Here is a 25,969-nt window from a genome sequence, read left to right as displayed (position 1 = left end):
TAAACAAGGTTGAGGGTTTCCAAAAGCAGAAAATTATAAAACTTTTTTTAAAAAAAATTACATTATATTGAAGCCAGTCTGGGCCATTATAACCAGGTCCGTCACTACGTAGGCCACAGCGGCCATTATGGCGTATAGGGTCAACTTGGCTTCACTTATCTCTTTTCTCTCTTGAGCCATGTTCTCACCAAGTTAACTTGGTGGTTTCCCCCTTATTAGGAACCTCACGGCACATTTCCTCGCCCGAAGGGCTTGAAACTGACTGAAATGGCGGGAAAAGGAACGGAACGTCTCAAAACTTCTGTTTCAACGTTCCTTGGAGATTCCTTTTGAGAAACCAACGAGGTTAGTCACTTAGGTGAGAAGGTTTGTCCCAGGAGAAAAAGATAACCGCTCTGTTCCTGATAGCGGTATTGGCGTACGTGATAGTGGACATGGTGGTGATCTCCCTCAACCACTACACATTAGTGTGATCCTCACTTTTTTCGCCGTGAGGAGTTCCGACCTCGTACCATATCTTACCTTTTTCTCTCCTCTCCACAAGATAACCGAGCCTCACGAGCTTCTTTATCCTCCTGTACACGGTGGACTTGGGGAGTCCCGTAGCCTTAACCGCATCTGAGAGCGTCTTAGCCCCCTGCTTAAACGCCTCAAGTACAAGTATGTCTCTGTCGTTTAGCGTCTCCTGGGTTAGTTCCGTTTCCTCCTCTTCAGCCTCCTGGCTTACGTTGGAAACCCGGGGTTCACTCTGAGGTTGTTCAACCCTCTTAACCCTGCCTCTCCTATATAAGTAAATGACTAGACCTGCTAAGACGGAGTCGCTGACTACAAGGGCTATCAGGATCAAGAGATCCTCCTCTCCAATGGGAGAGCTAGGCTTAGAGACCGGGGCATAAACTATGTTGAATGAGTCTCCCACTAACGTTAGGTTATAGAGGTTTCCGCTCACTTTCAGAGACTGAGGAGAGGGAGACACGTACACTAAAGTGAAAGTTGGGGGAAAAAGAAAGTTGAAGGTAGCATTAAAGGGCTCACTTCCCTTGACTACTCCCTGCTGAAACGACGTTTGATACGTCACTGTTATGGAGGAATTAGGGTTGTAAAATTGTAGGACGTCGCCGGTGAGGTTAAACTTACTTCCTTGAACCCTGAGCTCTGAGACGTTGTTTCCTATGATGGTGAAACTGGTGATTCCCTGAAAGTGGGCAACCACAGTTCCGTTGTAGTATATCGATATACTAGCCACGCCACTGTGGGCTATAGGAATCATGGAGGCCAGCAATAACCCAATTGCCAGTAGTAATCTCATGATCAAGACAGAATTACTTCGACGCTTATATAATCTTTCCATCACGTACTAAAAAACCGTGAGACGGAGAGAATCAATTATCTTGTGACCCAGACCCACTTGAGGAATCAGACCCAGAACCAGAGTCCCCGGAGTCGCCTTGACCGCTCGAGCTCGACCCTGACCCGGAGCTACTGGAGCCAGACCCTGAGCTCGACCCTGACCCGGAGCTACTGGAGCCAGACCCTGAACTATCGCTGGAGTTGGAATCTCCGCTAGAGCTTTCATGGGCATTTTGGCTCGAATTGGAGGAGCTGTTGCTGTTCTGTGAGCTGTCGCTGCCTTGACTAGTGCCCTGACCAGTGTCGTTCTCGTTGTGGGGCTGTAGGGTCACATTGTCATCGTGGGGCTGGCTCGTGGAGTTCTGATTAGTAATATTATCCTGATTTATGGTAGTATTACTATTAATAGTGGAGTTAGTGGCACTGGAGTTGAGGTCGTTATCCGAAACCGAACCATGATCGAAATCATGTGTGACGTTTTGAATCTCCTGTTGGCCGCCTTCAGAAGAGGAATTGACCACCTGGAGAGGCCTCAGAAACTGAAAAAATAGTCCAACATCCTGGAGAACCAGTTGAGGACTGGGCGCACTCCCTGAGTACAGTCCACTGATTATGATAGTGGCATGGATCACGTTATCGTTCACGATCACCTTTCCCTGGGTGACGTTCTGGTTGAGGAGAACCGATTGACCGTCCTCCAGCTGAACTAAAATGGCCTCTCCAGGAAAGACGGTTCCGTTAATCCCTACGAGGTACTCCCCCTTTTGCGGGAATTTGAGTAGGACCCCGTACTTGTAGTAGAAGGGATGAAGGGTGAGATTGCCCTCCGCAGTCGTGTTCTGCCCAGGGTAGACCGTCACGTTCTCAAATACTACCGGAGCCACAGCGTGGGCTGAAGAAGCGTGATTGAGTGAGTAGAGCTCATAGCCTAGGGTGACGTTCACGGCTAGGGTGAGCACCAATAAACCTACGAGGAGGTTCTGCTTCATGGTATTTCATGATACATCTTGACATCTCTTTCTTAAAAAGGAACAAGTAGGGATATCGGCCCTTTTGGGAGAACTTTTGAGCGACTGTTCCACTGTTCCACTGAAACAGTAGAAGAACGGGTGATCTTTTTCTATAGTGGTTTCACTTGAGTACGTGGATTTACTAAGACAGCAGCGTTTCGCGAGTTCTTTTTAAATTACTTTATTCAGATTGTGGCGTAGATCTTAAATGTTAGGAAAAAATAGATCCAAAAAGGAAAGGAGAGGCCTGTCAAACATAGTAGGGTCTCTCCTAATGATAGTATTAACAATTGTGGCCGCTCTTTTGTTAGGTCACTTCGCCTTCGGTCTGTTCTCCTCCAACAGCCACAGCGCCCAAATATCTCTCAGTGATATTAGCGTACTGAACCCTGGAGGAACCGCGACGACTGCATCAGTCACTGTGACGGTCACCGATACTGGGAATGACCCTGTAAATATAACCCTTGTAACTGTTGCTGGACAAACTCTATATCAATTCAATCCGACTACTAAGAATTATATAACTCTTCAGCCTGGGCAGAGCTACACGTTTATAAGCCCTGGCTCTATCACTAACCCTATAAATATTAATCCCACCCTAAATGTGGGTTCCACTATAGTCGTTCAGGTTACGGCAACAGATACTGTAACCCATCAAACTCTTGCCACCCAGGCTACGACCGTGGTACAAGACTAAACAAGGTGTAACCTATGTTCAAGGCAAGGCGGGGCCTGTCCTCCGTGATGGGCTCCCTTTTTTTGATAGTTGTTGTATTTGTTGCTTGGGCCGCACTGTTTAGGTACGGTCTATCTTACGTTCAATCCACTCAAGGGTTACCTGAGGTATCCCTTTCCTCTAAGGTAGTGTCCTTGAATGGAGGAGGGGTTTATATGGTGGAAATCGACGTGAGGTCCGGAGGCTATTACCCCTTCGTGATACAAAAGGTAAATGTAGTGGTTGGGGGAAATACCTATTCCTCACCTCAAACCCTTTACACGTCCTTCAACCAGAACCCTACCACCGTCAACCTTCCTTTAAGCTTGAGACCTGGTCAGACCTACACCCTTTACTTCTTTACAAGTAACCTCAACATACCTCAGGGTACGGTTCCGATAGTTCAGGTGATAGGCACCTACGGTCCTGGAGGGAACCTTGTGGAGTATCAATCTTCAGCTGAGGTGTTGTACGGATGAGGAGAGGTCTATCAGAGGTTGTAGCTTCCCTACTTTCCTTGGTAGTTACACTAGGACTCCTAGGCGCCTTCCTGGCATTCAACTACAATTACCTGGTCCCCACAGCCAGCTACGTTGAGACTCCCCAGGTACAGTTGATGTCGGTAATGTGGACGTACAAGAACTGTGTATACGTGGAGGTCTACGGCACCTCCCCAATAACCATAGCTTACGCCGTGGTCGGGGCGTCAACAACGCCCTCACCTGTTACCGTTTGTCAGTTGGTTCCTTACGGGAACAGTTATCAGTCGAAAGATCCAACAAATACATTGCTTCCCGATAACCTTTACAAGATACAGATCCAGCAGATCCCTCCTGGAGGACAAGGGACTCAGGTAACCCTCTTCACAACTCAAGGCACGTTTTACCAGGTGGTTTTATGAGGAAATCCAAAGGTTTAGGCACGGTAATAGGTACGGTAATTTTTCTTTTGATAGCTCTGGCCGTCATAGGCACACTGTTGTTGATCAGTTTTAGGGAACAGGCGTTCAGTCTCCAGCTGTCGCAGGCTCAAACTCTAATGTCTGAGAAGAACGCTGAGAGCTTGAGCGTGCAAGTAAAACAAATAAATTTGAACCCCGGAGGTCAGAACCCACAGGGTCAGGCTAACGGGCAAGCCATAATACAGGGTCAAATATGCATTACGAATCAGGGGACGGTGTCGTCTTATGTAGAGTACGTCGTGATAGTTCCGGTTAATAACAATAATCAGATAAGCGGTCCTCCCATCCAAGTAATTGGGGCGAATTCAATCATCCCAAATCCTATACCGCCTGGTCAAACAGCTCTAGTGACTCTAAATCTAGCTAACAACCTCAATCTCAACAACATAGGAGTTCTAGTCGTCACAGCCTACGGTAACGTGTTTCAAGGAGGACAACTCGGAGGTGGATGAGATGATCGAGCCTAAGGATATCAAGGTAACACGCCCCAAGTACAGCGGGGATGTACTTATGTCATACGTGCTGAAGGGAATATATGAACAGTATGACGTAGCTTTCCCCAAGGCTACCCTAGTTAGAAACGAAGACGGAGTTTTCTATAACATAGAGGAGCCCGATCTAACCAGGAGTCAAAGGGAACTCCTCATGAAGGCCTATAAGACGCTATACTATACCCTTAAGCCCAAGGACTTGGATAAGCTGGTGACCACCTTCCTGGACTACGTCAACAGGGACAGGGTCATAGGCTATTACGTGGTCAGGGACATCCTGCGTTACGATGTCCTAACTCCGCTCCTAGACGACAGGGAGGTCGAGGACATATCCTTCTCATCAGTTACAGGTGCCGATCCAGTCTTCGTGTTTCACAGGGAGTTTGGACTGTGGATCCCGACCAACTTGATCCTCAACGTGGATGAAAGCAATGCCCTAGTGCAGAAGATAGCCTTCAAATCGGGGAAATCCATAACTCTAGCTAAACCTATCCTGGACGCCATGACGCCTGAGGGTTATCGTGTCGCACTCACCTACGGCAGGGAGGTCTCCCCCACCGGATCCACGATATCCGTGAGGAAGCCCCACGAGGAGGTCTGGACTCTCCCCAGGATGGTGGTGGAGAAAAAGGTCATGACCGCTTTGATGGCTGCCGCACTCTGGTTCGTCATACAGAACAGGGGGGTCATCCTGGTCGTCGGTAGGTCGGGGACGGGTAAGACAACCCTAATAAACGCCATGTTGACCCTGGTCCCACCTTCCTGGAAGATAGTGACGGTGGAGGAGATCCCGGAGCTTAGAGTGATATTCCCCAACTGGGTTAGACTCGTCTCGAGGAAGCCGACCCTAATGACAGAGTACAACGAGAGTGCTGAGATCCCTCTGGACAGGCTAATTTCGCATACCTTCAGGATAAGGCCAGATCTGGTCTCAGTGGGCGAGGTGAGATCCAAGGAGGAGATGAAGGAGTTCATACACTCCGTGGCAGCAGGTCACGGTGGTATCACGTCCCTTCACGCAGAGGACTTCTCCTCGCTTAAGGCAAGGTTCAACTACGCCGGAATAGACGACTCGTTCTTCTCGGTAGTGTCCATGGTAGTTTTCGTGAACTCCTATACCGTGAACGGGAGGCTGGTCAGGAGGGTTCAGGAGATAGGAGAGGTTGTGCTCAAGGAAGGACAGGCACACTACGTACCTCTGGCGACTTATTCTCCAGTTACGGATTCCTTCTTTGTGGACGTCCTGCACAGCTCCAGACTCAAGACCATGGCGGCGACGAAGGGAATGACTGAGGGAGACCTGAAGAAGGACTTGGAGGGGAAGGTCAGGTTCATCCTGAATTCCTCCATGCTCAACCAGGAGGCCTACGTCAAGGCCATCAAGGAATATTACGACTCTCAAGGGGTGGTCTAAGTGAGCAAGACTCAACAACGAAAGGTGAACCTGAAGGCCAAGCCCAAGCAGAAGAAGGACCTCAACTCCAGGGACCTCAATTATATCTTACTTCTGTCAGTGGCCTCCATCTCCACAGTTCTCCTGGTACTCTCCTTCCTGGTGCAGAGTCAGTACCGCGAACTCCTACTGAGCGTGTTCCTTCCCCTCACGGTTTACTCCTGGCCTCCGGCGATCCACAGACTGAGCAAGAGGACCTGGACTTTTGAGGAATTGATGGAAAGATTAGTGGTCTCGTCCAAGGTTCTGGAGTCACCAGCCTCGTGGTCCAGGGAGACAGCGAACAACACCCTTTACGGATATACGGCGGCGGCCGTGATTGGACTGGCGCTCTACTACCTCATGGGGAGTTACCTCTACTCCCCCTTGGGAGGCTTGTTGGTCCTCTTCACCTATTTCCTTCCTTGGCTGAGGACCTTCGACAATAGGACTTCCCTGCAGAGGAGGGTGGAGATGGAGTTACCCATAATCTCCCTCATGATGTGGGGTCTCTCTGAGATAGGCTACGACGTCATGAGGATGGTGGAGACCCTGAAGGAGGAGACTGAGGCCCTGAAGGCAATCCCGAGGGAGTTGGCCAAGATCTACAGGGACTTCACTGTCTTCAACCTCCCCCCAGATCAGGCTGTCCTGAAGGAGACGGAAGATCATCCGTCTAAGCTCTTCGAGAGGTTGCTCGGAGGGGCAGTGATAATATCCTCCATTGGAGGCGAGATCTCAGTTCACCTTTCCAGGGTGACCACCGAGGTGTTGCAGTGGCTCAAGGAGTCCTGGGACAGATACGGGAGATCCGTCTCCAACCTCGGAGAACTCTCCCTCCTATTTTTACTCATGATCCCGCTTTTGGCCATTTGGTTCGCCATAGTGCAGGGTAACGTCCAATACGGTACTGACATGATAGTTTACTTCCTCGTTCCGCTGATAGGGGTCTCCCTATACATATACGTGGCTTTCCAGGCACCATTGGACACGGTTCCGGTGAAGGGAAATCCGAAGCTCGGAGGTGTTGGGTTGGCAGTGGGAATCATCGTAGACGTGATTTATTACCTTATCACCAGGTCTCTCCCGATGTGGCTCGCAGTCTTGATCCCCACTGCAGCTTTCTCGCTACTCTACGGCTACAGGGTACAGAGGGCACTCGTGAGGAAATCTGAGGTCGAGTCCAAGATGGCCCTACTGGTTAGGGCAGTTGGAGAACACGTTAGGACTACAGGAGACAACTTGTACACAGCCCTGTCCAAACTGAAGGGTAATAAGAACTTCGGAGGGGAGTTGAACAGGATCATAGAGAGGTACTTATTACTCTCGGCGGTGTCCGACACTCCGGTACCCGAGATGGACTCTTGGGTGGGCAAGTCCATCTTTGAGATCATGGTCAAGACAGACAAGGAGGGAGTCTTGAGGTATGAGATACTCAGAAAGCTATCCGAGTTCGCAGACAGTTATTATGACGCCGTCTCCACGAAGAGGAGGAGTCTCTACATGTTTTTAGGATCTTCGATCGCGGCTCCTGTGATTCTGGTGGCCATGATAGCCTTAACCTTCCTGATCATGAATAGCATCGCAGGACTAGCTAACGTCCCTCCACTTCAGCAGACTCCTGGAGTCCAATTCCCTCCACAATTGCAAGGATTTCTACAGTTCTTCTCGGTATTCCAGAACATAGGTCAGACCATTCAAGGAACTATACCGGCCATGGAGCTGGCCATCGTCGAGATAGGAATAATATACGGCTTGCTCTTGGCTAAGGGTTACGACGGGACTAACCAGAACACCTTCAGGATATTTCAGCAATTGATGGTCTCAGGAGTCTCAGTGTTCCTCTTGCACTTCGTGATAACACACATCTCCTTGAGCGTGTAGGTGACTCTAATGAGGAAGAAGATCAGAGGCAAAGGAACTACAATGAAACTCAATAAGGATTTAGACAGGGAAATGTTAAACGTGTTGAAGAGGATCCTGAGTAACGTGGACGTACTGCTTTTTTAAGTATCTTTAAGGAAATATTACTCATTTTCTTAACTGCGAGGGTTGGGATCTGTGGGAAAGTTCCGTGACCGTTAAGATGTTGCAACGATTCGCAGGCCTGTGTTTACCCGTGGCGCAACTTTTCCTTACTTTTAATTACTTCTAATTCCGCCACGGGCACCCCTCTTAAGGGATCATACACGGTCACCCTTAAATCATTGGGGCTAGTCGAGGGAAACACCACTACCCTCCCATCCACCTTCCTTGCCAAGTTAAGAGGAGCAATAGAATCCCTCTCCAAAAGAACTTCACCGCCTTCCAAGTACCTAGCGTTCACCTTCAGTACTTTTACACCCCCACCCTCGTGAGCAGAGCCCGTCATCAGATGGGGGTTAAAAACTTTGATAACTTTCTCAACTACCTGCTTTCTCTTCTTCAACTTCTCCTCACGTTTAGTCGCTACTAATCATGAGCCGTAATCGTTAGGAAGCAAGGTCACACGTTCTATTTCCTAAAATAAGCTGTTTAGATATTTTAGAAGTTTAAGTTAGTTACTTTGAAGCTCTCGCATTCCTTACTACAGACTTGGCTAATTAACTATTAGTCCTGGTGTTCTCACGATTTCAAGAACTCTCCACGATCTCGTCCAACTTCTTCATCAGTTGGTTCTCCACGTGGGAAGTCCATAACATCTCGGGAACGTCAACGAAGAGGAATAACTCAGAAACCAGAAGGATCTCTATTGTAGCTATCGCAAGGTTCTGGACCCACTTTCCCACTCCGACGGTCACCTTCATACCTTCAGGTACCTTCTCAAAGAGGAAATTCAGTGCCCTATCAGCTACAATGAGATCCCTCAATATCCCGCCCTTTTGTGCCTGCACTAGAACCTTACTGCCCTCGTCCTTGGTTTGTACCTTCCATCCGTCCTGCGTTAGGAACTGGGAGAACTTGCTTCCTATCAGAGACGGATCGACTTGCTTGGGATACACCTTTTCTTTTTTAAATAGACCCATAGTATCCTTACTTTAGGGTAGTAATAAATCCTATTCATACACACGCGAAAAGTGTGTGAGAGGGAGTGATTCACTCCTAGACGGGTCTAACTTCCTTAACCTAATCTCGATCTATGAATTTGTGGCTGAGGTACTGTATCAACCTCTCTGGATTGTATGCCTCTCCTAGGGTCTTATTGAGGAGTAACTTGGGTGGGTATAGGGCCCCGTACTTACAAACTCTCTCCCTAAGGAAATTCTTGATTTCCTCCACCCTCCACTCCTCAACTTTTTGAGAGAATCCGTCCAACTTGCTCCACAGGGTTGCGGAAATCACGTTCCCCAGGGTATAGGTTGGAAAGTAACCGAAGCTACCCTGAGACCAATGGATGTCCTGCAGCACTCCCTCGGCGTGGTTCTTGGGCCTCACTCCTAGGTACTTGTCCATGAAGTCCTCCCAGACTGTGGGTAACTCGCTTACCTCCAACTTCCCTCCTATCAAACCCTTTTCTACCTCGTACCTTAGTGCTATGTGGAAGTTGTAGGTCAACTCGTCCGAGTCCACCCTGATCAGAGAGGGCCTCACCACGTTGAAGTACTTGTACACAGATTCCTCTGAGTAATCCCTAAGGAAGGGGAGCCTCTCCTTCAGGATCGGGTACACGACCCTCACGAACTCCCTGCTCCTCCCCACCACGTTCTCCCAGAACCTCGACTGCGACTCGTGGACTCCAGTAGAGACTCCAGATCCCACTGGGGTCATCTCGTAGACAGGATCTATCATGAGCTCGTACAGGGCATGACCGCTCTCGTGTATTACGGAGAACATGGTAGCTCTGAAGTCTCTCCCCTCATATCTCGTGGTTATCCTCACGTCCTTGGAAGAGATCCTCACGGTGAATGGATGTGCAGACACGTCCATCCTGAAGGAGCCCTGAGGTATGTCCAGCAACTTCAACAGCTCGCCGTTCACCTTCTCCATGTAGCTTCTCTCATACTCCTGCTCCTCCAGGGGATGAGTCGGAGGGAAGTACTCGTCCTCTATAACCCTGTCCAGTAACTTCTTGAGACCTGGAACTAGCACGTTGAACAGGGAGTCCAGCTCGCTGACCGTCATGCCCTCTTCGTAAAGGTCTACAAGGGCATCGTAGGGGTGTCCTTCATATCCCAGCCTGTCGGCGACCTCTTTCTCCAGCTCCACAATCCTCCTCAGGTAAGGCTCGAAGGACTTAAAGTCGGATCTCCTTCTCGCTTCTCTCCACACCACTGCAGACTGTGAGGCCAACCTGTCCAACTCCTCTGTGATCTCCCTGGGGACTGCCCTGTAGAACCTGACGCTTCTCCTCAGCACCCTAACTATACCCCTCCCGAAATCGTCCAGATCCTCGTCCCTGACTTTGTCCAACTTGTCTGCGAGGGAGAGTGTTAGTTCCCTCACGACGGTGGAGATGTTAGCTATGGCCTCCCCACGCAGTTGAGAGTCGTCCTCGGGCATGTAAGTCTCCAGGTCCCAGCCCAGTAAGCTTGACGCATAGTTTAGTGCCCATATCCTCCTGTACTCTTCCAGGATCTTGTCTAGCATGTTTGGATTTTCCCTCACAGAGTAATATTTTTTTTGCTAACCCGTTTGACCGTATAACGTCATCAAACGTTGAACAGCACCAGGCTGAATCTTTTTTCCACTTGTAGAAATATTTTTGCATTCATTTGATAACATTATTTATAGATAAGGACGCTCTCACTCGATGTGGGCTCTGCCCAAAAGGGCGAGAGCGATGGCCGAGATACGAGCTCTGTGCCGTTGGGCTCTAAGGAGTCCCATGACCCACACGCGACCAGAATAAGCATGTGGTTGAGGGCTAAGTCCCTCACTCGATTATGATTCAAGATAAAATGATTGAAATGAAAGTGTAGGGACAAACGGAACTCCAGAAGACTTTTGAAATACCTAAGAGTTCCCTTTATGTGCATTTGCAAATCCTTAAGGACAACGGATTAATAGACATTAAGAAGGTTATAACACTATCTGGACCTAGAACAGTAATTGAGATAACTGATAAGGGTACGGAAGTTATAAAGAAATATCTAGATGTAATTAAAAAATTTTAATACTTTTTAATATTAAATTTAAAAACCAGATATATAATAATTTTCAATTTATCATGATAGTTCAAAATATGAACCTATATATGAGCTTTTAAGTATAAAATTAGTAAATAACCTGATGATTATTTTAGGAAATCTTATAAACGAATTAATCTTTTATGGAATACTTTACTGTTGGTTTATCCTAGAGTTTATTAACGCTTATTTAATTCCCTTTCTAAGAAATAGAAGAAGGAAAATTAAAAATAAGGAATGGAAATCCTTTGGAATATTTCTCATAACAATGTATTTTAGCTTTTTTATCTCATATTTCTTTGCATTTTTCTCTTTTTATACTAGAATAGGAGAATTACCTTTAATTGTATTTTACTTAGGTATAGTTATAATGATCTTCGGAATATTTTTTAGATATTGGGCTGTATATACATTGGGGAAATATTTCTCGCCCGTAGTTACAATTTACTCTGATCATAAGATAGTTAAAAGTGGTCCATACAGATTTGTAAGACACCCAGCATATGGAGGTGCGTTAATAGCCATATTAGGCATGGGAATTAGTCTAAGGAGTTTACTCTCGGTAATTATACCCTTTATTATAATGTTAGTAGTTGTTAACTATAGGGCCAATTTAGAGGAACGCTTACTTACAGCTGAAATAGGAAATGAGTACCTAGAGTATAAAAGGACTGTTAAAAGGAAATTCATACCTTTTATTATATAATAAACTATATTAATATTTTTCTAATTAAATTAATTTTAATAATTGTTAATTATTACTACTTATTGGCCTAGCTAAGATTTCTCCAAATCCTATAGCCCTACTTTTACCTACGCCGAAAAAGTTAGCGTAATTCAATAGCTTTTGAATATTATCTCTAATTTTAGTATTTCTCTTAGCAGTTATTTCGAATATTATCCACCCCTGAAAACCCCTCACTGGTTTGCCGTCATAATATGTAGTAATCGGTTTTAGCCCATAACTTACTTCCCTAAAATAATACAAAGCCTTTGATCCAGAAATTCCCACTATTTTATGATCCATATATTTATTCCAATGCCTAGCTATTGAGAGTAATAGTAAAGGAGAGTAAGGAAATAATACAAACCTATTCCTTTTTCTCTTAAACGGTGGCCTTGGAGGTTGAAGAAGTGTAGGTGTTATAAACTTAATATAATAGAATCTTGAGTCGTAATATTCTATTTCTTCAACAACCTTAACGTCTTCTATTTGAGCTGAAAAATTAACGTTCCAGAACAACCAGCTGCGAGCAACTGAGACACGTGTAGGGGCAACCCTCGGGAAGTTCGTCGTCTGTCGACGATACCCTAAGTGCTTGGAATGCTAAGGCATAAATGTGGTATCTAAATTATAATATTCGTGGTACCACTTTTTGTCGACAGAAAGAGGGAGTTGGAGTTCCTGGAGCAACGTTACAAAGAGGACGGGGCTCAGCTCATAGTGATCTACGGGAGGAGGAGGATAGGGAAGACCGAGCTGATAAAACAATTCATAAGGGGAAAGAGAGCCCTATACCACCTCTCCACCACCGAGGGGTTGGTAGGCAACCTCAGGAAGCTGAAGGAGGCCATGGCTAACTTCACTGGAAAGAGTTACTTCAGGTCACTAAACGTCAACCTGGACGATCTACTGATCTACTTTGGTGACGAGATCGGAGGGAGGGCAGTCCTGGTCATAGACGAGTTCCAATACCTGATAGAGGCAGATAGGAGCGTCGTCTCCCTAGTTCAAAGGGCCTGGGATGAGAGGCTCAAGTCGACTGAAATCTTCCTCATCATCACCGGTTCCAGCGTAGGTATGATGGAGAACGAGGTCTTGTCCAACAGGTCCCCACTATACGGCAGAAGGACAGGTAGTTGGAAAGTCACTCAGCTCTCCTTTCCCTACCTCATCGAGTTCTTTCCAGGTAAGACCATGGAGGAGCTGGTGAAGATCTGGAGCGTACTGGGGGGTGTTCCCTTCTACCTCTCACAGTTCGACCGAGATAGGACCGTGGAGGAGAACGTGAGGAACAAGGTGATGAGGAAAGGTAACGTGCTTTACGACGAACCACTCTACTTGCTCAGGGAAGAGTTTAGGGAGCAGAGAGTCTACACGAGCATCTTGAGGGCCTTGTCCCAGGGCTATAACACAGTCTCCAAGATCTCGGAGGTAACCGGGATAGACAGGACTAACCTGTCCTCCTACCTCGACAGGTTAGAGGAGAACGAGATAGTGGAGAGAGTGATACCATACGGAATGAAGAGGGGTTGGTACGAGATCAAGGATAACTTCTTCGAATTCTGGTTCAGGTTCGTCTACAGTAACATAAGCGACCTCGAGATAGATAGGGTGGACGAGGTCATGGAGAGGGTGGACTTGAACCAATATTTCTCTTTCAAGTTCGAGAAGTTGATAAGGGAACTGATCAGAGAGGGACTCTTGAATTTACCCTTCCACTATCACTACGTGGGTAAGTACTTGCACCGGGGTGAGGAGGTAGACGTGGTAGTGGAGGGTAAAGATGCCATATTCTTAGGGGAGGTAAAGTGGTCTGATGACGTGGACGCGAGACAGCTGGTGATGAAGATGAAAAGGGTCATGCAGAGGATAAATGAAGGAAAGAAGGAGTATTACGGAGTTTTCGCCAGGACTCTCAGGAATTGTGAGGAGGTTATCTGTTATGACCTCAAGGAACTGGAGAGGACTTTAATAAAAGGACAATAAACCTTGCCCATCCCAGGGCAGAGTGTCTTGGACAAAAGCTTACGTTAAGATTGTATATAGCCCTCATGAATGAGGAGTCAACCCCTTGGGACTTCTCTGACTACGGGGAGAGAATAGGCGACCTGATCGAGACGTACAAGGAGGAGAGGGCCGAGCGGGAGGATGTCAGCTATAGAAAGAGATTTGGGCTTCATAGGATTTCATATTTGTACCAATCTTCAGCCCTTGGTGTTCACGGAGTGAGGGCTGACCCGTTCACATCCTCAGCGGGCTGACTCCACTCAGCGGAGTGTTCTACCAGCTAGGAAAAACCCGCACACCTTCAGTCACGCCCCGTCGGGACACCTTCACTCTCCGGTGTGACTATATTTAAGTTTTCTAACAAATAACGGGGCTTTACGGTTTATCTTAAACTGTTGACAACAGCGGAGAATCTTGGTAAAAAGTTTTAAACCTTATCCTTAAATCGGAGTCGTTGAGGAAGGAGGACATACTCACAATAGCCTTCGCTCTGGATACGGGGGCACCGCTTACTCTGGAGACCCTGCACCTGAGTACGGAGTCGGCCCTGTTGGGCATAATCTTCACTTCCCCAATGGTCATATCGTTATACCTCGTTCTGAGGACCTCGTGGCCCGACAGAGGCCTCTATACCTACATTAGAGGAGGTTTCGTGGGGAGGTTTCAGTTGTACTCGTGGGTGGGGAGTTACTTCCTATATCTCTCCTATACCTTGGACTATGCCTTCCTTTACGGTGGATTGAAGGAGTACCTCCCCTTCTTGATCTCTGCAGTAGCTACGTCCCTAGTCCTGGCCGTAGATTGGGGATCTTACCTGATACTTCCGGTCACTCTCCTTCAGTTGTCGTTATCGGTTCCTCTAGGCTGGAGATTCTCTCCCCTCCTCACTGGAACCTCTGGGTTGAGCTTTACCGAATTGCTCAACTCATCTCTCCTGCTAGTCTGCCTGACCTTGATACCTTATTGGCGGGGTAGGAGTGACGTCGCGTGGGTTGTTCCAGTCTCTTTGCTATTCTCGGGTTCCTTGGCTGTCGTGGGTTCCTTTTTCGTCACTTCCACAGCCGAGACCCTACAGGCTCTGTCAATGGTTGGCCTAGTCTTGGCCGAGGGAATAGCTCTGAGGAACGTACTGGGGACCTGGAGATTAAGGGCTCCTCTCCTGCCCCTGGCCTTCCTGGGGTCAATCCTCCTCAGCTTCATTAACCCCAGTGAGTATTACGATTTAACCATACCTCCCTCAGTGGCGTTACTCTACATATCCCTAGCCTTGGCATTCCTCTACCTACCTGTCAAGGGGTGGGGTAGACTAGCTCAGCTGTGGAGTGTGGTGCTTATGATCTACGGCCTTTACCAGTCGTTGGTGATAGCCCAAGGGCTTCAATTGACTACCATCGTCGTGGCTGTTCTCTCCTGTCTATTGGGCTCATGGTTAAATGTGCTCTTGAGAAGAAAAGGCGGAACTGGTAGAGGGAAAGCGAGTGACCCTCAAGGGAGAGACCTAGGTAAATCCGTTTGTCCCTACACTATCATTTCATTCATTTTATCTTCATTCATGATCGAGTGTAGGGACTTAGCCCTCAACCACCCACTTGCTGTAGGTGGGTCATGGGACTCCTTTGAGCCCAACGGCACGGGGCTCACATCTCTGCAATCACTCCCACCCTTTTGGACATAGTCCACATCGGTGTGGGAGGTCATCATTTATCAGCAAAAATTCGTTATAAACAGATATAAAAAGATTTCTATTAACACGAAAAAGGATACAGCCCAGAACGTTGACGAGAATATTTCGTGGACAACATATGACGTTTTTACGTTTTAAAAATTCTTTATTGCTTTTAATTCTCGCTATGATGTAAGTCACGTTTTTATATATAATGTTATCAAAATTTTCCTTCGAGACCTCACAACCAATGACGGGGATCGCCCACGAGGGTAGTAGCAAGCGAAAGGTGAATGGGTGGGTATTGGTGCCCCTCTCGACTATCCCCGATGGTCTAAGGATGGCCGTGTTATCCCTAGAGAGAACCCACGGCGGGATTAGAATTAATTAAAAAGCAGGGGTTATGGGACTTTAACGTAACTTAAAGATTTTCATCAACCTGGGCGGTCAGCCTAAACGGCGCTCGAGGACCTGAGGAACGCCTCCACGCTCCTCAGGTTCAGCTCCACCACCAGCTCCCTGACGACTCTGGCCCTCCCGTTGATCAGGACCACGAGGATCAGGCCAATTAACCTTCCTGCTCCTCCCGTTCCCCCTCACCACTCCCAGCCTGTTTACCGTCTTGACCAGCCTCTCCCTAGCGAACTCGATCTGTCCCTTTCCGCACCTTTTCAGCGGGACGACGTTGAAAACTAAAACTTCTCGCTAATACCGACTTTTTCGTATTACCTCCCTAAGATTCCAATAATTGCTGTAAAAAGGATAAGTTGTGCCACGGATAAACACGAACCTCAACCGGTCTCCAGCCTCTTGATCGGCGTTGGAAGAAATCCTCCCATCCTTACGAACTGGCTCACTTCAACTTCCTTCACGTCAGCAACCACAACCTTACCTAAGAGCCCTCCCAGGTCAACCTCCTCTCCAGGCCCGGCCTCTAGGGGGATCAGTCTCACACCAAGGATCTTATTCAGGACAATTCCCATGGTCAGTACGTCCAGGATCAGCGCAGTTATTCTCTCATGTCCTACCCTCTTGCTAACCCCGACCATGTCTATTCCGCTGTTACACACCGCAGACATGGCCAGGAGGTCTGAGAGCTCCAGATATCCCTCCCTCACTCGGTTGGCCATGATTGGGTCCTCGCTGACGGGAATGAAGGCACTGCTGAGACCTCCCACGAGGTTTGTGGCCATGGAACCACCCTTCTTGACGGCATCCATCAGTAGGGCTAAGGCGGCCACGGATCCTGGACCTCCTACCCTAGATATGCCCATGGTCTCAAGGATCTCTGCAACACTGTCTCCCACAGTTGGCGAGGGAGCCAAGGATAAGTCCACAGCTCCCATGTTCACTCCCAGCTCCTCAGAGACGGCTCTCCCCACTAGCTCCCCTAACCTGGTCACCTTGAACGCGGCCCTCTTCACGACTTCGTAAAGTTCCTGGAAGGTGAAAGGTTTACTCCTTCGTATCGCCTCCGCTATGACTCCTGGTCCACTCACCGCTATATTGACGCTTGCGTTCGGCATCCCAGGGCCGTGATGTGCGGATGGGATGAAGGGTGAGTCCTGTGGCGAGTTCACTATCACTGCGGTCCTAGAGGAGGCCTTAGGACTCATTTGGAAGAGTTGTGACACGAACTGCTTCACGGCATCCACGTTGAGTCCAGATTGGGTAGAACCTGCGTTGAGAGCACCTGATATCCTTTCAGTGGAGTTCAGTACCTCAGCCAAGGAGTTCAGCAAGACTTGAGCTCCTCTGCTAGTACCCCTCTCCGCGTATGCCGAAAACCCTCCTACGTAATCTACACCAGTACCCTTGGCCATTTCGTCCAATAGTTTACCTACCTCCACCACTAACTCCTCTCGCGGGTTAGGCTCTAGAAGATATTGTACAGGAGAGATGGCTATCCTCTTGGTCACTATCCTAACCCCCAACTTCTCCTGTACAAGGTACACAGCCTCAACGAACCTACTCATTATCCTCTCCAGTGTACTCAACCTATCCAGGACAACCCTCCCGTCGTGTGATGATGCGAAGAGAGTATTGATGCTGAGGGTCACTGACCTTATGTCCAAGTCCTCTCTCGTGAGCATATTCACTACTTCAAGGATCTCCTCTGGAGAGTACCTCATCCCTCACACCCTCTCCATGTACTTAAATACTTCCCCGTGGTAGAGGAGCACCTCGACTCCCAACTCCTTCCCGACCTGTTGGAGCTCCCTCCTCAGCTCTCCTATGCTCACCTGACTTTTCTCCACGTCTACCACCATGATCATGGCGAATATCCCCCTCAATACAGTTTGGGAAATATCAACGATGTTCACGTTCCTCTTGGCTAACGCTGAGGATATACCGGCTACTATTCCAGGTTTATCCACTCCTATGACCACAATCACCGCAGTTTCCATGGTCACACCGGGATGTGTCTAGCGACATTAAAAAGATGCGGGTAGGAATTGGAAGGGGTTCTGACCCCTATACGTCTGTTGAGGCGAGACTGTAACGCTTCTACGTAACTACTGGTTATTTTTAATCATCTAAATATCGTTTTGACAAGTTGTGTTTATATAGTATCACCGAAGTAGTTTTTATTGATGATCCCCCTAACTGATGACGGGCACTGCTCACGAGGTTTGGGGAGTGATAAAGGTGTGGATGGGAGGGTATTGGTGTTTCCCTCGACCAGCCCCAATGAGTTGAGGGTGACCGTGTATGATCCCTTAAGAGGGGTGCCCGTGGTGGAATTAGAAGTAATTAAAGAAGGTAAGTTACGCCACGGGTAAACACTACCTAACCTTTCTACCCTATTCATAGTAAGTTCTTCGGCACCTACCTTCTTTAACGGTAGATCCCCTCATCAAGGGCGTAGCTGTGGTACCTTCAACGGGAATTCTTGTTCAACCTTCATGGGGCACTCTTCAAAGCTCAGGCCTCTGATCTAAGACCGCTGGGGAACTGAAAATTGGACACCTCGTTACCAGGTAGATTAACTCCTGTAGAGCAACAAAAACTCCTCAATATTTTTCAGGGTCTATTTAGTCATTCTCCCTTCATTCGTTTCCTTGGTCTCCCTGGAAGAGGGCGGCCAGCATGCTCACTCCTCCCCAGGGAATATCGTATCCTAACACGCTACACGTCTTTGGGGAAGAGAACCCGAGGGCAACGTACAGGGGATTGAGTAGGCCCTCAGGTTGGGCCTCAATCCACTCCTTCCTCTTAGGTAACTCCATGATTTCTCTCACTTTGCACTCCTCTATGAGGCTTATTAGGAGCCTATCGAAGGCGGACTGTCTAGGCTTCAACTTGAGGTACATCCCCTCCAGTCTGTGAGTTGGAGAACCTGTCCCCAATAATACTACCCTCTTTCCCCTAGATGCCTTGGCTATAGCTTGTCCTAACTTGAAGTGAACATCAGGCCCTTGATCCGTTATGGATACTGTGACCGTCCTGATCCCAGGGAACATGAAACTCAGTGGTATCCAGGCCCCATGATCCAATCCCCAGGACTGGTCGGCCTCTACGTCCAGACCCATCTCCTTGCCCACCCTAATTATGTTCATAGCTAACTCCGTGTCATTTTTCGCGGAGTAACAGAACTTGTAGAGTTCATCAGGAAACCCGTAGTAGTCCTGGATACACTCTAACTTCTCCTGGATCTCAACCAAGTGTGTTCCGCTCCAGGAGATGAAGTGAGGGCTGATCACGACCACTGACTCCGGTCTCCACTCCTTCATTATCCTTTGGCCCAGGTCTCTCATCATCCCTTTCCAAGGGATGTCCTCAACAAGAATGGTGGGTGAGCCGTGAGACACGAAGGCAGACAACATGGAATTTACTAACTAAACTAACTTCACGAAATAATAACTCTTTCTAGAGCCCCTGATCTCAGAAAATTAATTAAACCACGAACCCCGTTTATGTCCTATGAAGGTAGTCTTCCTAGTTATGTCAGGAGACGATAAGTTAGGTCTAGCCATAAGGATGGCCTACAACTCCGTTAAGAACAAGAGGTATGAAGACTTGAAGGTCCTCTTCTTCGGGCCGAGTCAGAAGGCGATAACTACGCTCCAGGGAGATATGAGGAACATGTTACAGGAATTAATTCAGAACCACGTAGTGGACTCGGCGTGTGTAGGGGTTGCCGAGAACATGGGTATTAAGGACACGTTGCTGAACATGGGAGTGAGACTGACTCCCATGGGAGAGACCTTGTCCAAGTATGTCAATGAAGGGTATGAGGTAATAACGTTTTAATATCATTTTTTATAAAATAAGGTATTATATTCTAGTTTCTTGTCAGGTTTTGGCGATTCATACAGAGGAAAGCGTTGCGGAGATGACCACTGAAAGCTTTTTCCGCTCGTAAAGAAGGATTTTGAAAACTGAAGACCTCGCCTCGGAGGAGAAGATTAGTAGCTCTCAGTATTTAAATATCAAAGCGGAAAATCATTCCCCAACGATAATCGCCGACGTGGTGAGCGCGATCGAGACTGTAACTCTTTTACGTAACCACCCGTTATTTTTAATTACTTCTAAATATCGTTTTTTTTTGATTACGATATGTTTATGTAGTATTACCGAAGATGTTTGGTTGATGATCTCCCTAACTGATGACGGGCACTGCCCACGAGGTTTGGGGGGGGTGAAAAATCGGATGGGAGGGTATTGAAGTTTCCCTCGACTAGGCCCCAATGACTTAAGGGTGACTGTATATGATCCCTCAGGAGGGGTGTGCCCGTGGCGGAATTAAAAGTAATTAAAAATAAGGAGAAGTTACGCCACGGGTAAACACGACCCGGTTGAAGCGAGTGTCGGTGAGGCACGCTTCTACAACGTCGACGGCCCGTGCGGGCTATGTCTACCCAGTTTCATGTCCAGGGCTTGAGTCACCCTCTGCCTCTGTGGTACTCCGCCCTCCACCCTTAAGCAGGAGAGACAATCGAGCGAAGAGTTTCAGGGCCGGGTAGCTTACATGTGGAATAATAACCCGACGTTAGAGGATGGCTAGAAATCCGAAGAGGATAACGAAGATCAAGCTGGCCCAATAGGCCACGAGCTCCAATCTCTTGCTTCTCCTCTCTCCCATCACCTTCTCATTAGAGATCAAGAGGCCGAGGATCACTCCAGGTCCTATGAGGGTGAACACTAGGAGTACTAGGAGATTAAGGATTGATCCCACCAGGGAGGACGTAGGGACTAGGGATATAACAAGGGCCGCCGGTACACTTTCCACCATGTATATCATGTAGGCTCTCTCTCGCTCAACCCCCAAGGCCTCAACTACGCCCCAAGCGCTACCTAAGGATATCACCACCAGGGCCAAGAAGGCCGCAGATATCAATCCTACGGAGAAGAGAGAGGGAGCCAATGGACTCGCGGAGGCCAGAGCGGTGTACAGTGATCTGGGAGAGAGGAAGTCCGTTGAAGGATCGAGGCCAGCGGTAGACATCTCAACGAACACCATCAAGATCTCCGTGGCGATGGCTCCCACAAACGTCTCCACTCTCACCCTCTTCATTGCCTCTCCTGTACCGACTCCCTCCTTTCTCGTGGACCACTTTATCGCAGTAGCCGAGGCCTGAAAGAACAACATGAAGGGCATTATCACTGCCCCCACGTTAGCTGCCAGGAGGAAGAGGAACGATGGTGAGGATGAGACTACCAGGAAGGGATACGGTTTGAGACCTCTTTGCCAGAGAACTAGTCCAAAGGAAAGGAAAAGGAGTGGGGACAGTGCCAACAGTGCTCTCTCAGCCTGGCTATACTTGTTGCCCACGACGAGGAAGACGTGGGCCAGGAAGACTATGGGTACTGATATCAGAGGAGGCACTCCGAACACGGCAAAACCCACAGCAGCACCAGCGTACTCTACGGCGTAGGTGAGAACGTCTGTCAGGGCCATGGGAAACGCCATCAACACGGCTGTCCTCCTTGAGTAATTCTCCCTCACAAGTTCACCGAGACCCTTGCCGGTGACCAATCCTATCCTCCCAGAGGCCTCCTGGATGAAGTAAAGGGGTATGACCAAGAGGAGGAGGAACCATATGAGGGAGTACTTGAGGACCACCCCAGTCTCTGCCGCACCTATCGTACTTGATGCATCCATGTCGGCCATCATCACGAGCCACGCTGGGCCAAACATGATGAAGAGATTTTTAAGGTTACGACGTGGCGTATTCCATTTACGAAGCATCGTAAACAACTTTACGGTTCTGGTTATAAGGTTTTTCCCTTACCTTTTAGTTGCCGTTATCAACAAACTAGTTTCAGCGTTGACACGAATCGTATTGATCCGTTGAGCAAGTTTACAGGGGTGAGTTACTTCCCGTTTGTCCCTACACTTTCATTTCAATCATTTTATGTTCATTCATGATCGAGTGTAGGGACTTAGCCCTCAACCACCCACTTAAGGTAGGTGGGTCATGGGACTCCTTCGAGCCCAACGGCACGGGGCTCACATCTCCAGCTCTCCTCGCTAAGTTGTACAGTGCAACTACATCCCTATGCCACTTTTCCTTCCCCTTCCCACAAACACCAACCCTTGGGGCATCGCCCCCATCGGGTCGGTAAACGATCTTCGCTCCGTGGATTGGACAAGTTGAAGAAGTATAAGATGGGTTAACCAAAATTACTGGAACACCGAACTCCCTAGCCTTCTCAATAATAGCGTTCTTCATTGAGGAAAATGCTGCTCTATAAATCCTCAACCTAAGTTGTTTATCCTTCACGTCCTTCATATGCTCCGGAGTTCTCCCTGGCAAGTCCTCCAAGACAATTGCACTCATACTTTCAAAAGCTTCAATAACGATCAGCTTGGCTAATTTCCTCCTAACGTCTACTTTCTTATCCCTCTCCCTCAGCCTCTTTAACTTCCCCCTCACTTCCCTATCCTTAGTTGGCTTACCAGTAGTTATTGCCTCCCTCCTATACTCATAGCCCAGAGTAATCCTCTTAGTGTTAGTCTCTAAAAGCATCGGTTTTCCATCAACTAATACGGAGACCGAATCCTCGTTAAGGTCGACGGGAATAAACGCTTCAGGCTCATAAGGTTTGACATCCCTCTTAAAAATGACGTAGAACTCTACAACGTTCCCCTTCATCAGCCTAAACCTGGCCTCACTGGCAATTGACCAGCCCTTGTTATAATATCTCCAGAAGATCTTAGGGAAGGTTGGTGAAATGAGAACCCTACTCCTCTTTGTGGAAATTGAAATCGTGTCGAGGCTGAACCTCCACAGATGATCATCCAGGTGAATAGTGACTCTCCTCACAGACGGTTTCTCAGTGTAAGCCCTACCTCTCTTCTTCAACTTCTCAAAGCTGTCCAACCTCTCGCTTGCGTCCTCACAAGCTGTGTAAATGAAATGGGATGGTAAGTCCTTGTACTTCTCCCTCTCAGTCTTGTAAATCCCAGCTTTAATCCTGATGAAGGAGGTAGTCTTGTTTGACAACCCATAATTTATTGCCTCCTCTAGAACCTCTCTGTACTCCCCCTCAAGTTCCTTAAGTGCTGAGTAAGTTTCATGGTCAACCTTAACCCTTAACTTCACTGTCCTCTCCACTCAACTCACCTATCAACTTTTTTACACCTTGAACCAGGACTGTCTTCTTGTGACTCCTCATTCCGTAAATTTTCCCTGCGAATGAGGTTATGATTGAGATTAAGTCCTCAACTAGCTCTTGTGCGTCATCTTTGGGCTCCTCACCGAAAACCACTTCAATCTTAACTCCCATGGTCGAGAAGAACTCCTCAAGGTATTCAAATCCAAATCTTGTTAACCTATCTTTGTATGTTATTAATACGACGTCGACACTCCTTCCCTCAACAAGTTTGAATAGCCTTAACAGTCCTTTCCTTCCTGTGTTCAACCCGCTAGCTACATCTTTCAGTACTTCAACTACCTTGTAACCCTTCGCCGTTGCGTAATTTGTTAGGTAGTTCACTTGCCTCTCCAAGTCCTCTCTCCGGTCAGCCGAGGACACCCTCGCATAAATTACAGCCCTCGTCTCTTCCCTCCTCTCTAAGTACTTCTTTACCTCGCTGTAAGGTATCCTATACTTCCCTCCTTCAGTCGTTACCACCCTTATCTTCCCTTCTCTGATCCACCGTAGGAGTGTTGAGTATGAAATGCTGAGCAGTTGGCAAGCCTCCTTGGGTCTCAGTAGTCTCTCCACAAAATTGGTTGATAATAAATAAATATAAAAAGATTTCTATTAACGTGAGAAAGGATTCAGCCCGGGGACGACAGTTCCCCGGTTTCGTCTCGTCAAAGGGAGTCATGACGACCTTCCTTCTCTCCATCTCTATATTGTAAAGTAAACAGGAGACGAAAATATTTATATTTCTCCAAAACTAGCCTACATGTCCCACATGAATCACGTGGAAGCGTACTATCTTCTGTTTACGTCCCTTACCCTGCTATTATCCTTAGTCTACTTCGGGGCCAATGCGTACCTCTCCCTCAACCTTAAGCTCCCCCCAAGGAGAAGGGAGGTGGAGCTCGATCAAGTTACGGCAGTGATACCGGTCTATAATGAAGATCCCGAGACGTTCTCAAAGGTATTACGCTCTTTAAGGAAGCAAGGTGTAAGATTCATTGTTGTGGGGGACGGATGTGACGAACCTTATCGAAGAATGACCACGGAAATGGGAGGAGAATTCGTACATCTGGAGAGAAGGTCCGGTAAGAGGGAGGCTTTAGCCCATGGAGTGAAGAATGTGAGGACCAAGTTCACATTACTCCTAGACAGCGACACACTATTACCGGAGGACGGTGTGAGAAACCTCCTGTCCCTCATGTCGGAGGACGTTGGGGGAGTCGGTGCTAACGTGAAGATTCTGAAGGGAACAACGATATCTTACTTCTCGGAATTGATAGAGAGGTTGAAGGAAGCCACAATGAGGTCGGTCAGTGGTTCGGGTTATGCGGTACTCCTCAACGGTAAATGTTCCCTGTATAGAACTGAGCTAATAAGGCCGTTCATTCAGAGCAGGGAATTCAGGAATCCTACGTTCATGGGGAGATCAGCACTGGTGGGAGACGATAAGCAGTTGACCAACTTCGTGATCTCCAAAGGGTATAGGGCATTGGTTGACTTCGATACAGTAGTAGTTACCACTCCTCCTGAGACTCTGAGGAAGTTCGCCTTACAACTCCTCAGGTGGGCTAGGGCAAACTACTATTTCTTCCTAAGAGAACTCAGGGATGGGACCATGTTTAAGAGGGGGCCCCTATACGTTTATAATTTCATCTATACATCACTTCTCCCCTTCATTCTCATCGCGTTTTCCTTTGTGGACACATACATTCTAGGATCAGTCATAGTGGACACTAACCTCTCTGACTATGATGTTGCATTGCTCAACGGCGGACATTTCCTACTACACTTTCCCTTTATTTTAGCCAAGAGGCTCGTCTTCGCCTTCTTGATTGGTTCTCCCCTCATTAATGTCCATTCAATGATCCATCTGGCTACAGGGATACATCACGTGTTCTCCATTCCCTTGAGGTTCAGATACTCCGTGATCCTCCTCCACGTGTCCAGTTACCTGACTTCAGTTCCCTTCATCTATTCCTTATGGAGAATATTGAGGGACGAGAAGGTGAAGACGCTGGTACTAGGTTCGTTCGGTTTGTTCATTCAAATGTTCGTCGTGATTTATGCCCTACTCACCGTATGGAAGCTGGACAAGTGGCTAACTAGGTAATTTTATTCATTATAATATCAATAATTGCGAGCTATAATACATTCAAAACCTTTTGTTAGATTTGCTTAAAACGCTCAACGGCATAGTGGAGATCATGCCAGAAATAGGAGAGAAAGCTCCCGACGTGGAGCTAGTGGACACAGAGTTAAACAAGGTTAAGATATCCGATTTTAAGGGTAAAGTCACCGTCATAGCCTTCTATCCAGCTGCCTTCACGTCAGTCTGTACTAAGGAAATGTGCACGTTCCGTGACTCCCTTTCTAAGTTCAACAAGTTTAACGCGGTTGTCCTGGGAATCAGTGTCGATCCTCCCTTCAGTAACAAGGCGTTCAAAGAGTCCAACAAGTTGAACTTTCCAGTGCTGAGTGACTACAAGAGGGAGGCCGTGAAAGCCTATAGGGTGGACTTAGAGTTTCCGAAACTACCCGGTTATGTATTAGCCAAGAGAGCTGTGTTCGTCCTTGACAAGGATGGCATCATAAGGTATAAGTGGATCTCAGAGGACTTAGGTAAGGAACCAAATTACGAAGAGATAGAGAAGGTGATTCAGAGGCTGAGCTGATTTATAGTCCTTGTATAGGGACGCTTTGTTATTTGTTAGAAAACTTCTTAATAAATATAGTCACATCGGAGAGTGAAGGTGTCCCGATGGGGCGTGACGGTAACTGAAGGTGTGCGGGTTTTTCCGTTTATCCCTACACTATCATTTCATTCATTTTATCTTCATTCATGATCGAGTGTAGGGACTTAGCCCTCAACCACCTACTTACTGTAGGTGGGTCATGGGACTCCTTCGAGCCAA

Annotated in this window: 27 protein-coding genes and 4 pseudogenes; 17 read left to right on the top strand and 14 right to left on the bottom strand. The window is 47.7% G+C overall.

What is annotated here, in order from left to right:
- Positions 1-57: 57 nt before the first annotated feature.
- The 3 genes from METMK1DRAFT_RS19490 to METMK1DRAFT_RS15640 form a co-directional block, all read right to left on the bottom strand.
- Positions 58-180, bottom strand: coding sequence for a hypothetical protein (locus METMK1DRAFT_RS19490; RefSeq protein ID WP_009072761.1), 123 nt, complete (start codon positions 178-180; stop codon positions 58-60).
- 277 nt (positions 181-457) lie between these two features.
- The gene (locus tag METMK1DRAFT_RS08075) at positions 458-1,309 is read right to left on the bottom strand and encodes a helix-turn-helix transcriptional regulator (RefSeq protein WP_009072757.1); all 852 of its coding nucleotides are present in this window, start codon (positions 1,307-1,309) and stop codon (positions 458-460) included.
- Between the two features lie 73 nt (positions 1,310-1,382).
- Positions 1,383-2,339 carry a hypothetical protein gene (locus METMK1DRAFT_RS15640; RefSeq protein WP_009072754.1) on the bottom strand — a complete coding sequence of 319 codons (957 nt, stop codon included), beginning with the start codon at positions 2,337-2,339 and terminating at the stop codon, positions 1,383-1,385.
- A gap of 229 nt (positions 2,340-2,568) precedes the next feature.
- On the opposite strand from METMK1DRAFT_RS15640, the gene METMK1DRAFT_RS08065 reads away from it, so the two are divergent.
- From METMK1DRAFT_RS08065 to METMK1DRAFT_RS08040, 6 genes are read left to right on the top strand one after another with little or no spacing between them, the layout of a single operon-like run.
- Positions 2,569-3,057, top strand: a complete 489-nt coding sequence (locus METMK1DRAFT_RS08065; RefSeq protein WP_009072751.1) for an archaellin/type IV pilin N-terminal domain-containing protein — start codon at positions 2,569-2,571, stop codon at positions 3,055-3,057.
- Positions 3,058-3,071: 14 nt separating this feature from the next.
- On the top strand, positions 3,072-3,554 hold the full coding sequence (locus tag METMK1DRAFT_RS08060) for an archaellin/type IV pilin N-terminal domain-containing protein (protein WP_009072749.1): 483 nt from the start codon (positions 3,072-3,074) through the stop codon (positions 3,552-3,554).
- Entirely contained in the window at positions 3,551-3,976 is a 426-nt protein-coding gene (locus METMK1DRAFT_RS08055) for a hypothetical protein (RefSeq protein WP_009072745.1), read from the top strand. The genes METMK1DRAFT_RS08060 and METMK1DRAFT_RS08055 overlap by 4 nt, the downstream gene beginning before the upstream one ends.
- Positions 3,973-4,488, top strand: coding sequence for a hypothetical protein (locus METMK1DRAFT_RS08050; protein ID WP_009072742.1), 516 nt, complete (start codon positions 3,973-3,975; stop codon positions 4,486-4,488). Before METMK1DRAFT_RS08055 ends, METMK1DRAFT_RS08050 begins: the two co-directional genes overlap by 4 nt.
- A 1-nt stretch (position 4,489) precedes the next feature.
- Positions 4,490-5,941 (top strand): type II/IV secretion system ATPase subunit, encoded by a 1,452-nt coding sequence (locus tag METMK1DRAFT_RS08045; RefSeq protein WP_009072739.1) that lies wholly within the window; start codon positions 4,490-4,492, stop codon positions 5,939-5,941.
- Positions 5,942-7,843, top strand: a complete 1,902-nt coding sequence (locus METMK1DRAFT_RS08040; RefSeq protein WP_009072737.1) for a hypothetical protein — start codon at positions 5,942-5,944, stop codon at positions 7,841-7,843.
- Positions 7,844-8,072: 229 nt separating this feature from the next.
- Here the strand turns inward: METMK1DRAFT_RS08040 and METMK1DRAFT_RS17680 are convergent.
- The 3 genes and pseudogenes from METMK1DRAFT_RS17680 to METMK1DRAFT_RS08025 form a co-directional block, all read right to left on the bottom strand.
- Positions 8,073-8,393 (bottom strand): annotated as a pseudogene (locus METMK1DRAFT_RS17680) (IS200/IS605 family accessory protein TnpB-related protein); the annotation flags it as partial.
- A 178-nt stretch (positions 8,394-8,571) separates the two neighbouring features.
- Complete coding sequence (locus tag METMK1DRAFT_RS08030) at positions 8,572-8,964, bottom strand: hypothetical protein (RefSeq protein ID WP_009072731.1); 393 nt, start codon at positions 8,962-8,964, stop codon at positions 8,572-8,574.
- Positions 8,965-9,064: 100 nt separating this feature from the next.
- Complete coding sequence (locus METMK1DRAFT_RS08025; protein WP_009072728.1) at positions 9,065-10,525, bottom strand: carboxypeptidase M32; 1,461 nt, start codon at positions 10,523-10,525, stop codon at positions 9,065-9,067.
- Positions 10,526-10,669: 144 nt separating this feature from the next.
- Here METMK1DRAFT_RS08025 and METMK1DRAFT_RS17675 point away from each other — a divergent pair.
- The 3 genes and pseudogenes from METMK1DRAFT_RS17675 to METMK1DRAFT_RS08015 all read left to right on the top strand — a co-directional run bounded on the left by METMK1DRAFT_RS17675 (position 10,670) and on the right by METMK1DRAFT_RS08015 (position 11,770).
- Positions 10,670-10,857, top strand: a pseudogene (locus METMK1DRAFT_RS17675) (hypothetical protein).
- A gap of 21 nt (positions 10,858-10,878) precedes the next feature.
- A pseudogene (locus tag METMK1DRAFT_RS16495) lies at positions 10,879-11,052 on the top strand (transcriptional regulator); the annotation flags it as partial.
- A gap of 115 nt (positions 11,053-11,167) precedes the next feature.
- Positions 11,168-11,770, top strand: coding sequence for a methyltransferase family protein (locus tag METMK1DRAFT_RS08015; protein ID WP_009072722.1), 603 nt, complete (start codon positions 11,168-11,170; stop codon positions 11,768-11,770).
- 45 nt (positions 11,771-11,815) lie between these two features.
- Here METMK1DRAFT_RS08015 and cas6 read toward each other — a convergent pair whose 3' ends face one another.
- On the bottom strand, positions 11,816-12,307 hold the full coding sequence (cas6, locus tag METMK1DRAFT_RS08010; protein WP_052300206.1) for a CRISPR-associated endoribonuclease Cas6: 492 nt from the start codon (positions 12,305-12,307) through the stop codon (positions 11,816-11,818).
- 120 nt (positions 12,308-12,427) lie between these two features.
- Here cas6 and METMK1DRAFT_RS08005 point away from each other — a divergent pair, with 120 nt between their 5' ends.
- Both METMK1DRAFT_RS08005 and METMK1DRAFT_RS08000 read left to right on the top strand, forming a co-directional pair.
- On the top strand, positions 12,428-13,774 hold the full coding sequence (locus METMK1DRAFT_RS08005; protein ID WP_009072718.1) for an ATP-binding protein: 1,347 nt from the start codon (positions 12,428-12,430) through the stop codon (positions 13,772-13,774).
- Between the two features lie 65 nt (positions 13,775-13,839).
- Positions 13,840-14,049: a hypothetical protein gene (locus METMK1DRAFT_RS08000; protein ID WP_009072716.1), complete on the top strand. Its 210-nt coding sequence runs from the start codon at positions 13,840-13,842 to the stop codon at positions 14,047-14,049.
- A 1,264-nt stretch (positions 14,050-15,313) separates the two neighbouring features.
- Here the strand turns inward: METMK1DRAFT_RS08000 and METMK1DRAFT_RS19070 are convergent.
- Positions 15,314-15,493, bottom strand: a complete 180-nt coding sequence (locus tag METMK1DRAFT_RS19070) for a hypothetical protein (protein ID WP_082230042.1) — start codon at positions 15,491-15,493, stop codon at positions 15,314-15,316.
- Positions 15,494-15,708: 215 nt separating this feature from the next.
- Here METMK1DRAFT_RS19070 and METMK1DRAFT_RS17665 point away from each other — a divergent pair, with 215 nt between their 5' ends.
- Entirely contained in the window at positions 15,709-15,849 is a 141-nt protein-coding gene (locus METMK1DRAFT_RS17665) for a hypothetical protein (RefSeq protein WP_009072711.1), read from the top strand.
- Positions 15,850-16,249: 400 nt separating this feature from the next.
- Here METMK1DRAFT_RS17665 and METMK1DRAFT_RS07990 read toward each other — a convergent pair whose 3' ends face one another.
- Positions 16,250-17,590 carry a DUF711 family protein gene (locus tag METMK1DRAFT_RS07990; RefSeq protein WP_009072709.1) on the bottom strand — a complete coding sequence of 447 codons (1,341 nt, stop codon included), beginning with the start codon at positions 17,588-17,590 and terminating at the stop codon, positions 16,250-16,252.
- 3 nt (positions 17,591-17,593) lie between these two features.
- Entirely contained in the window at positions 17,594-17,866 is a 273-nt protein-coding gene (locus METMK1DRAFT_RS07985; protein WP_009072707.1) for an ACT domain-containing protein, read from the bottom strand.
- A 186-nt stretch (positions 17,867-18,052) separates the two neighbouring features.
- Between METMK1DRAFT_RS07985 and METMK1DRAFT_RS07980 the strand changes: the two genes are divergently transcribed.
- Positions 18,053-18,241 carry a hypothetical protein gene (locus METMK1DRAFT_RS07980; RefSeq protein WP_009072705.1) on the top strand — a complete coding sequence of 63 codons (189 nt, stop codon included), beginning with the start codon at positions 18,053-18,055 and terminating at the stop codon, positions 18,239-18,241.
- Positions 18,242-18,508: 267 nt separating this feature from the next.
- Here the strand turns inward: METMK1DRAFT_RS07980 and METMK1DRAFT_RS07975 are convergent, their stop codons facing one another.
- On the bottom strand, positions 18,509-19,285 hold the full coding sequence (locus tag METMK1DRAFT_RS07975) for a dioxygenase family protein (RefSeq protein ID WP_009072703.1): 777 nt from the start codon (positions 19,283-19,285) through the stop codon (positions 18,509-18,511).
- A gap of 97 nt (positions 19,286-19,382) precedes the next feature.
- Between METMK1DRAFT_RS07975 and METMK1DRAFT_RS07970 the strand changes: the two genes are divergently transcribed.
- Both METMK1DRAFT_RS07970 and METMK1DRAFT_RS19065 read left to right on the top strand, forming a co-directional pair.
- The gene (locus METMK1DRAFT_RS07970; RefSeq protein ID WP_009072701.1) at positions 19,383-19,712 is read left to right on the top strand and encodes a DsrE family protein; all 330 of its coding nucleotides are present in this window, start codon (positions 19,383-19,385) and stop codon (positions 19,710-19,712) included.
- Positions 19,713-20,052: 340 nt separating this feature from the next.
- Positions 20,053-20,246 (top strand): annotated as a pseudogene (locus METMK1DRAFT_RS19065) (hypothetical protein).
- Between the two features lie 205 nt (positions 20,247-20,451).
- Here the strand turns inward: METMK1DRAFT_RS19065 and METMK1DRAFT_RS07965 are convergent.
- From METMK1DRAFT_RS07965 to METMK1DRAFT_RS07955, 3 genes are all read right to left on the bottom strand, one after another.
- Positions 20,452-21,600 (bottom strand): NRAMP family divalent metal transporter, encoded by a 1,149-nt coding sequence (locus METMK1DRAFT_RS07965; RefSeq protein ID WP_009072699.1) that lies wholly within the window; start codon positions 21,598-21,600, stop codon positions 20,452-20,454.
- A 193-nt stretch (positions 21,601-21,793) separates the two neighbouring features.
- Entirely contained in the window at positions 21,794-23,008 is a 1,215-nt protein-coding gene (locus METMK1DRAFT_RS07960; RefSeq protein WP_009072697.1) for an RNA-guided endonuclease InsQ/TnpB family protein, read from the bottom strand.
- Positions 22,992-23,633: an IS607 family transposase gene (locus METMK1DRAFT_RS07955; protein WP_009072695.1), complete on the bottom strand. Its 642-nt coding sequence runs from the start codon at positions 23,631-23,633 to the stop codon at positions 22,992-22,994. The genes METMK1DRAFT_RS07960 and METMK1DRAFT_RS07955 overlap by 17 nt, the downstream gene beginning before the upstream one ends.
- A 196-nt stretch (positions 23,634-23,829) precedes the next feature.
- Here METMK1DRAFT_RS07955 and METMK1DRAFT_RS07950 point away from each other — a divergent pair, with 196 nt between their 5' ends.
- Both METMK1DRAFT_RS07950 and METMK1DRAFT_RS07945 read left to right on the top strand, forming a co-directional pair.
- A complete protein-coding gene (locus METMK1DRAFT_RS07950) occupies positions 23,830-25,167 on the top strand; it encodes a glycosyltransferase (RefSeq protein ID WP_048087866.1) in 1,338 nt (445 codons plus the stop codon).
- Positions 25,168-25,261: 94 nt separating this feature from the next.
- Entirely contained in the window at positions 25,262-25,729 is a 468-nt protein-coding gene (locus METMK1DRAFT_RS07945) for a peroxiredoxin (protein ID WP_048087740.1), read from the top strand.
- Positions 25,730-25,969 lie beyond the last annotated feature (240 nt).

The organism is Metallosphaera yellowstonensis MK1 (genome assembly GCF_000243315.1).
GTDB lineage: Archaea > Thermoproteota > Thermoprotei_A > Sulfolobales > Sulfolobaceae > Metallosphaera > Metallosphaera yellowstonensis.
This window is presented reverse-complemented; position numbering and strand designations above follow the sequence as displayed.

Bases quoted from the DNA above. Each gene is read 5' to 3' on its own strand.
- METMK1DRAFT_RS17665 (WP_009072711.1), top strand. From the start codon at position 15,709: ATGACGGGGATCGCCCACGAGGGTAGTAGCAAGCGAAAGGTGAATGGG.
- METMK1DRAFT_RS08065 (WP_009072751.1), top strand. From the start codon at position 2,569: ATGTTAGGAAAAAATAGATCCAAAAAGGAAAGGAGAGGCCTGTCAAAC.
- METMK1DRAFT_RS08050 (WP_009072742.1), top strand. From the start codon at position 3,973: ATGAGGAAATCCAAAGGTTTAGGCACGGTAATAGGTACGGTAATTTTT.
- METMK1DRAFT_RS08000 (WP_009072716.1), top strand. From the start codon at position 13,840: ATGAATGAGGAGTCAACCCCTTGGGACTTCTCTGACTACGGGGAGAGA.
- METMK1DRAFT_RS07975 (WP_009072703.1), bottom strand. From the start codon at position 19,285: ATGTTGTCTGCCTTCGTGTCTCACGGCTCACCCACCATTCTTGTTGAG.
- METMK1DRAFT_RS08055 (WP_009072745.1), top strand. From the start codon at position 3,551: ATGAGGAGAGGTCTATCAGAGGTTGTAGCTTCCCTACTTTCCTTGGTA.
- METMK1DRAFT_RS07950 (WP_048087866.1), top strand. From the start codon at position 23,830: ATGAATCACGTGGAAGCGTACTATCTTCTGTTTACGTCCCTTACCCTG.
- METMK1DRAFT_RS07965 (WP_009072699.1), bottom strand. From the start codon at position 21,600: ATGTTTGGCCCAGCGTGGCTCGTGATGATGGCCGACATGGATGCATCA.
- METMK1DRAFT_RS07970 (WP_009072701.1), top strand. From the start codon at position 19,383: ATGAAGGTAGTCTTCCTAGTTATGTCAGGAGACGATAAGTTAGGTCTA.
- METMK1DRAFT_RS08075 (WP_009072757.1), bottom strand. From the start codon at position 1,309: ATGAGATTACTACTGGCAATTGGGTTATTGCTGGCCTCCATGATTCCT.
- METMK1DRAFT_RS07990 (WP_009072709.1), bottom strand. From the start codon at position 17,590: ATGAGGTACTCTCCAGAGGAGATCCTTGAAGTAGTGAATATGCTCACG.
- METMK1DRAFT_RS08030 (WP_009072731.1), bottom strand. From the start codon at position 8,964: ATGGGTCTATTTAAAAAAGAAAAGGTGTATCCCAAGCAAGTCGATCCG.
- METMK1DRAFT_RS08060 (WP_009072749.1), top strand. From the start codon at position 3,072: ATGTTCAAGGCAAGGCGGGGCCTGTCCTCCGTGATGGGCTCCCTTTTT.
- METMK1DRAFT_RS07980 (WP_009072705.1), top strand. From the start codon at position 18,053: ATGATCCCCCTAACTGATGACGGGCACTGCTCACGAGGTTTGGGGAGT.
- METMK1DRAFT_RS07945 (WP_048087740.1), top strand. From the start codon at position 25,262: ATGCCAGAAATAGGAGAGAAAGCTCCCGACGTGGAGCTAGTGGACACA.
- METMK1DRAFT_RS08015 (WP_009072722.1), top strand. From the start codon at position 11,168: ATGATTATTTTAGGAAATCTTATAAACGAATTAATCTTTTATGGAATA.
- METMK1DRAFT_RS19490 (WP_009072761.1), bottom strand. From the start codon at position 180: ATGGCTCAAGAGAGAAAAGAGATAAGTGAAGCCAAGTTGACCCTATAC.
- METMK1DRAFT_RS08025 (WP_009072728.1), bottom strand. From the start codon at position 10,525: ATGCTAGACAAGATCCTGGAAGAGTACAGGAGGATATGGGCACTAAAC.
- METMK1DRAFT_RS19070 (WP_082230042.1), bottom strand. From the start codon at position 15,493: ATGACCTCCCACACCGATGTGGACTATGTCCAAAAGGGTGGGAGTGAT.
- METMK1DRAFT_RS08045 (WP_009072739.1), top strand. From the start codon at position 4,490: ATGATCGAGCCTAAGGATATCAAGGTAACACGCCCCAAGTACAGCGGG.
- METMK1DRAFT_RS07985 (WP_009072707.1), bottom strand. From the start codon at position 17,866: ATGGAAACTGCGGTGATTGTGGTCATAGGAGTGGATAAACCTGGAATA.
- METMK1DRAFT_RS15640 (WP_009072754.1), bottom strand. From the start codon at position 2,339: ATGAAGCAGAACCTCCTCGTAGGTTTATTGGTGCTCACCCTAGCCGTG.